The 6,047-nt window shown below is 38.4% G+C and carries 7 protein-coding genes; 2 read left to right on the top strand and 5 right to left on the bottom strand.

Going from position 1 to position 6,047, the window contains the following annotated elements; translation table 11 throughout:
• Positions 1-69 precede the first annotated feature (69 nt).
• Entirely contained in the window at positions 70-570 is a 501-nt protein-coding gene (locus M23134_RS36925) for a CheR family methyltransferase (RefSeq protein ID WP_053337466.1), read from the top strand.
• A gap of 13 nt (positions 571-583) precedes the next feature.
• The gene (locus M23134_RS36920) at positions 584-1,636 is read left to right on the top strand and encodes a protein-glutamate methylesterase/protein-glutamine glutaminase (protein WP_002706098.1); all 1,053 of its coding nucleotides are present in this window, start codon (positions 584-586) and stop codon (positions 1,634-1,636) included.
• Positions 1,637-2,170: 534 nt separating this feature from the next.
• On the opposite strand, the gene M23134_RS36915 is transcribed toward M23134_RS36920, so the two are convergent.
• From M23134_RS36915 to M23134_RS36890, 5 genes are all read right to left on the bottom strand, one after another.
• Positions 2,171-2,593 (bottom strand): site-specific integrase, encoded by a 423-nt coding sequence (locus M23134_RS36915; RefSeq protein WP_002706096.1) that lies wholly within the window; start codon positions 2,591-2,593, stop codon positions 2,171-2,173.
• Positions 2,594-2,864: 271 nt separating this feature from the next.
• Positions 2,865-3,674 carry an SDR family NAD(P)-dependent oxidoreductase gene (locus M23134_RS36905; RefSeq protein WP_045115083.1) on the bottom strand — a complete coding sequence of 270 codons (810 nt, stop codon included), beginning with the start codon at positions 3,672-3,674 and terminating at the stop codon, positions 2,865-2,867.
• Positions 3,675-3,680: 6 nt separating this feature from the next.
• Positions 3,681-4,451, bottom strand: a complete 771-nt coding sequence (locus M23134_RS36900; RefSeq protein WP_002706093.1) for a hypothetical protein — start codon at positions 4,449-4,451, stop codon at positions 3,681-3,683.
• Between the two features lie 164 nt (positions 4,452-4,615).
• Positions 4,616-5,185 (bottom strand): Crp/Fnr family transcriptional regulator, encoded by a 570-nt coding sequence (locus M23134_RS36895; protein WP_002706091.1) that lies wholly within the window; start codon positions 5,183-5,185, stop codon positions 4,616-4,618.
• A 622-nt stretch (positions 5,186-5,807) separates the two neighbouring features.
• The coding region (locus tag M23134_RS36890; protein WP_045115081.1) for a hypothetical protein at positions 5,808-6,047 on the bottom strand (240 nt) is incomplete at its 5' end.

The following is a 6,047-nucleotide window of genomic DNA, read 5'->3' as shown; positions in this document are numbered from 1 at the left end:
TCTTCTCCGAGAATGAATCATTTGTTTATGCTAAGGAGCTTTGCCGATCACGAAAAAACCACTTAAAATATGAGCTCGGCTCTCAAGTGGACAAGAGTGTATAGTATTGCAATGTTCATTGAGGAATACATGCTGTTATCTGAAGTTAGTATAGATTACTCTATTCTGGGAAGTGATATTTCTGTGACTGCTTTACAAAGGGCCGTAGATGCAGTTTATACAAGAAAAGAATTGGAAAAAATCCTCCCGATTCAAAAAAAACGTTATTTCTTACGAAGCAAGGATAGGACCTTAGATAAATTTAGAATCGTACTAGAACTCAGAAAAAAGAACAACTTTAAATGGTTAAACTTGATGAATGAATTTTATAATGTTCCTCGAGGCTTTGACATTATTTTTTGCAGAAATGTATTAATATATTTTGATCGAAAAACACAAAAGGAAGTAATTCGGAAGCTATTGCTAAAATTAAAACAGGGAGGTTATTTGTTTCTGGGACATACTGAGTCTATCCTTGATTTTAATTTTCCAGTAAAAATGATAGAACCAACCATTTATCAAAAGAATTAAGTAAAGGTAGCCTATGTCCAAAATAAAACTTTTAATTATAGATGACTCGGCACTGGTGAGGCAAGTTTTGACAAAAATTTTCTCATCTGATCCTGAAATAGACATTGTTGGTACTGCATCGGATCCTTATGTAGCCGCTAGAAAAATGAAACAAGTAAAGCCAGATGTGATCACGTTGGATATTGAAATGCCTCGTATGAATGGTATTACTTTTCTTCAAAGACTAATGGCACAACATCCCATCCCTGTAGTAGTAATCTCAACCCTAACTTTGGAAGAGGCAGATACCGCACTCTTAGCTTTAGAGTCTGGCGCTGTGGAAGTGATTGCCAAACCTAAGTTAAATACTAAGGATGCACTGGAAGAAAGCACCTCCAAACTTTGTGAGGTAGTAAAAACAGCTTATTATGCACGGGTAGGGAAAGAAAGAACAACCAGCCTGCCAAAACAAATGCGTACTTCAACCTTCCCAGAACGGAAAAACGATATTATCACAACCACTGACAAAGTAGTAGCAATTGGCGCATCTACAGGAGGAGTAAAAGCAATCAAAAAAATCCTTCAACAACTTCCAGTGGATTGTCCCGGAGTAGTAATTGTACAACATATGCCCAAACTATTTACAAAACAATTTGCCTTAAGGTTAGACAGTGAATGTGAGGTAAGTGTAAAAGAAGCAGAAGAAGGTGACAGCATATTAAGAGGGCAAGTATTGATTGCCCCTGGCAATTTACACCTTGTCGTAAAACGTAGTGGTGCTAAATACATTGTTCAGCTCCTAGACAAGCCGTTGGTAAATCGCCATAAGCCTTCTGTGGACGTTTTGTTTCAATCTGTTGCTCAATCGGTAGGCCAAAATGCTATAGGAGTCATATTAACCGGAATGGGAGCAGATGGTGCTAAGGGCATACTAGATATGAAAAAAGCAGGCGCTTTTACCATTGCTCAAGATGAGCAGTCATCAGTTGTATATGGTATGCCAAAAGAAGCCGTTAAATTAAAAGCCATTGATAAGGAATTGGAGTTGAGTCAGATTGCAAGTGAAATTATGAGAAAAATCAATTAATTTACTCAAATATATCTGAGTAACTGACCTTTCGCAGGTCAAAAATTTGTTTTCTGTGAAAAAATACCACTCAGCAAAATATGCTCATAAAAAGCAATGATTCGAGTATCTGTGAGCCATTACTTCCCCGAATCAAGTTCGGTTCACAACTCCGAGCTTGCTCTCGGAGGATCATGGATTTTCTACAGGTAAAAAAGTAATCAAAAACCCTCCGAATCAAGTTCGGAGTTCAAGCACCGCAGCTGTAGTTTGTTTCGCCTAAATCTGTTTCACTACGCCGAACCGCAGCCCGTAAGGGCAAGCTCTGCCTTTTCGGTTAAACAGCTCAAACTCGCCTGTGGCTCAAACAGTGATCTGTTTTTACGGCTTCATTTCACAGATTCCCCGAATACAAGTTCGGGATTTTCAACTTAACGGCAACAAACTAAGGCTGAATCCAGCTGACGCAACCTTAGTCCTATACTGTATTTTTTTGCTTAAAAACAAAAATACGTACTGCGAAAGGTCAGTGAGTAACATCTAAATTGGTATGACCTAAAGCCTCTGATATAACATCACTCCACTTCTTTTAAGCTTGGTGGCTGACGAGTGACGAACTGCGTAAAAGGTGAATGATTTCTGAATGCCTTGTATCTCAGCAATTGTTCTTAAATTCTTATTGATTCTTTTGAGGACTCCTATTCTTTTTCTTGATAGGGGTGATATGCATATTTTTATCAAATATTGGGAATATGTAACTTCTGCGTAATTTAAAATATTCAATATTTTTAAAACCTCTTTTGCAATCAATAAACTCAACGGTTTTCCAGTTTTTTGTCTGGTTTTGTTGTCAAATTCGCAAGGTAAAGCATTGTAAGACAGAGACAGGCAGTAGCGTTTATCCTCGTTAACACAAACAGGATGCTGAGTATTTTTCAGCTTTTTGCTCTTGTATAGTATTGTTTTGATGCTTGCCATTTGGGTTACAATATTTTTGAAATAAAACCTACATAGTGCCTATCCTTTTTAAGATAAGTGCTTGATTAACAATACCTAAAAATCTTCATTTTCAAGAGATGGGGGATATTACCCACAACCAGGTGGGTCCACAAAAAACCGCCATCGGAAGAATTTATTGCCGTTTTTTATGTAAAACTACTGACTTGCTTACGCAACAAATCTTCGACGAGATAGCCAGTCTCATAAAACATGAAGACTTCTCTCCTTCTTTTTTTAGCCTTATCATCCACTACTCCTGATGTTTGGTAAACCCGCTCATTACCTTACCCATAATGCGTATCTTACCCCACCTTGGGGTCATACTCAAGTTATACACCAATAGTTTGGTAAGAAACCCTGGCAAAACTGTCCTTTTTTTACCAATGGCCTGAATGATGGGGACTCCTACCACTTCGGGGCTTAAGGTGGTTGACATTTTCATATTGGCTCTCTTAGAAAACCCGCTTTCTACAGGACCTGGAGCAGCACATAACACATCTACCCCAACGGGTTTTAGTTCAAGTGCGATGGCTTCGCCCAATGATTGCACATACGCCTTGGTAGCAGCATAATGTGCCGCATTGGGTACTCCCTGAAAGCCACCATAGAGCTGATAATACAATGGCACCTTTAGTGGCTTGTCTTTCATTTTGTTGGCAAAATGGTGGGTCAACACCATCAATGCTCTGCAGTTGAGGTGAAGCATGTTCACTTCTTGCTTAATGTTGGCATCAATAAACTTACCTGAGGTTCCAAAACCCGCGTTTAACACTGCCACACCAATATTCAGATGAGATGTTTCGCCGATTAAGCTGTTTACGTCGTTTTCATTGGACAGATCACCACATATAGGAATAGCTTCTACTTGATAACGGTCAAATAATAAGGTACTCAAGTCATTTAATAGGTTTTCGCGCCTCCCCGTGATCACCAGGTTAAAACCTGCTTCTCCAAATTTTAGCGCCATTTCTTTGCCTATGCCAGAGGTAGCCCCCGTAATTAGTACCCATTTACCGTAATTTTTCTTGAGTCGTTGAATGGTACGTTGATTGATTTTCATGTGCATTTAGTTTATAAATTTCAGAAAGGGTTTGGCTTGCAATGCCTGGATAAGCACATACAAGGCAAGCAGTGTATAAAGAATAGCCACAACTATGGTGAGCCTGGTGTTTTTGAGTACATAGTAGGCCAAGATCGGCAATACTTGCAGCGCATGCATTCCTATAAAATGTGCCACACGAGGATCTCCAAATTTTCGACTCCAATTTAAAAAGTACAATCCTTTACCTCCGTCTGGTCCGCCAATAGTATGCGAGAGGTTTGCCCCCATTACAAAACCTTCTAGAGAAAAAATAACAAAGAGCAATAAGCCAAAACGAATTGCCCAAACATAATGTTTGGACAGGTGGGGTAAGTCGGATTGAAAAAACAGCACGCCTATATATAGGGTAATCAAAGATACTATGGTGGCGGCAATTGCCATACCCATGTATAGGTGGCTATACAAAGGTGATGATATGTTAAAATGAGATAATTGCCCCCTACCAGCTTGTAAACCAATGTATACAATCTCAAAGGTAAGCATCACTACTATGAGTCCACTACATACTGTTGTACTTCGACTTTGTGGCAAGTAGTACATCAACCAACCCATAGTGAAGGCATATACCCCTATAGACAAAGCAAATTTGATGGGTTTGTGCCAAGCATTAACTCCTGCTACTTGAATATTGGTGATAAAACTCAAGGCTGCAAACAAGGCTGTTAAAATCAAGTTGGCTACTCCAAAATAAAATAGCCACTCATTGCGATGTTTTAGTTCTATGATAAAGTCCATCTACAAAGCAGCAGTTTGAGGTTGAACATTTGAAAAAAACGACACATTGAAAAAAAGGCGAGATAATACGGTAGCTGATTTTAACATAATTGTGATTTTTTAAATAAACATTTGTACAAATTTATAATTCCAAAACTACTAAAGCGATAACAAATGTTTAGGTTTTATGAAATTTGCTTTTTAATTCGGCTTAAGTGAACAGGGGTAATCCCCAAATAGGAAGCAATCATGTGCTGTGGCACCCGTTGATGAATGTTTGGAAAAATTTCATTCATTAAATCATACCTTTCCTGGGGAGTTAAGGTATATAAGTGTTGGATTCTAGTATCTAAATAAACGAAGTAAAACTCGGCAATTAGCCTTCCTAACTTTTCTCCCTCTTGCATATTTTTATAGCCCCACTCAATGGCAGATTTAGGTAAAACAATGGTCTCGGTATATTCTAAAGCTTGTAACTGGTAGTTAGATTTTTCACCTGTAATAAAAGCATTGTAATCCGCTATAAACTGGTTTTCAATGGCGAAGTGTACTGTGTGTTCTCTACCTTCTATGTCATTGATTTTCACGCGGATAATACCTTTTACAATAAAGTATACTTCCTTAATAAACTTCTCATCTTCGCTCAAAAGGTTCTTTTTTTCAAAGTTTTTGCGAAAACATCTATCCACCAACTGATTGGCTTCTTCATCGGAGGCTACAATCATTTGTTGGATTATTTTTTTTAAAATTTCCATATCCATGTATTCGTATCAAGAAATTTAGGATAATTGTTTTATTTGATATATCAGGTCAGCTTACTCTACCCTACTATTTTTCGCCCTGATTTGTGTCTCCACAAATCCTTAGATGCCGATACGTATCGGTACCTAAAAAACGACTTATTTTAGGGTTTCGATCGGCCCCGCATTGCGGGATTTATAAATTGATAAAGACACACAACCTCCGAGGACAAGCTCGGAGCAGGCGAGGCGGGGACGGTACTTTTTTAAAACAGAAGCTACAGTTTTACCGTGCTGAGCTCAACGAAGTTAAAAGCTGGGTAGAGTAAATAGACTCTACCCAGCTTTGACGAAAACATCAGATTAATACCAGCAACTCACCGAAAAAAACAATCAGTTCAGCGATTTTTAGGCAAATAAAGCCTTGTATCTCCTTATTTTGTAGCTCAACTCAATTACCAAATTGTGTGAAAAGGCGATAAATGTCCTATCCAAGATGTATTTAGATAGCTTTCTATCATAATATTTTTTAGGTTATGTAACCTATCAAAAGGGTTGGTTACATAACCTACTCCCATTCCGGCTATAAGGTTAAGTGCCAATGGTTAAAAGTGTGGATGCTACAAACTAAGGACAGTTACTTTATACCATAAAATACAGGGCTTTTTACTGGTGGATTCCCATTATTGGTAAAGTGAATCCCCGTAGTCATCATTAGCTTGCCATTTACCAATATTTGCCCTTGCCAATACCCAATGCACCTTCCTCCTTTTACCCTTTTACCTTCGCCCAAGGTAATGGTGGTAGTATTTTCGGTTGACCACTGTTTTGTTTCTGATTTAATGGCTACTCCACCGTAGGCGGCACTCAATTCTAA

Origin of the sequence: Microscilla marina ATCC 23134 (assembly GCF_000169175.1) — a bacterium.
GTDB classification, from domain to species: Bacteria; Bacteroidota; Bacteroidia; order Cytophagales; family Microscillaceae; genus Microscilla; species Microscilla marina.
This window is presented reverse-complemented; position numbering and strand designations above follow the sequence as displayed.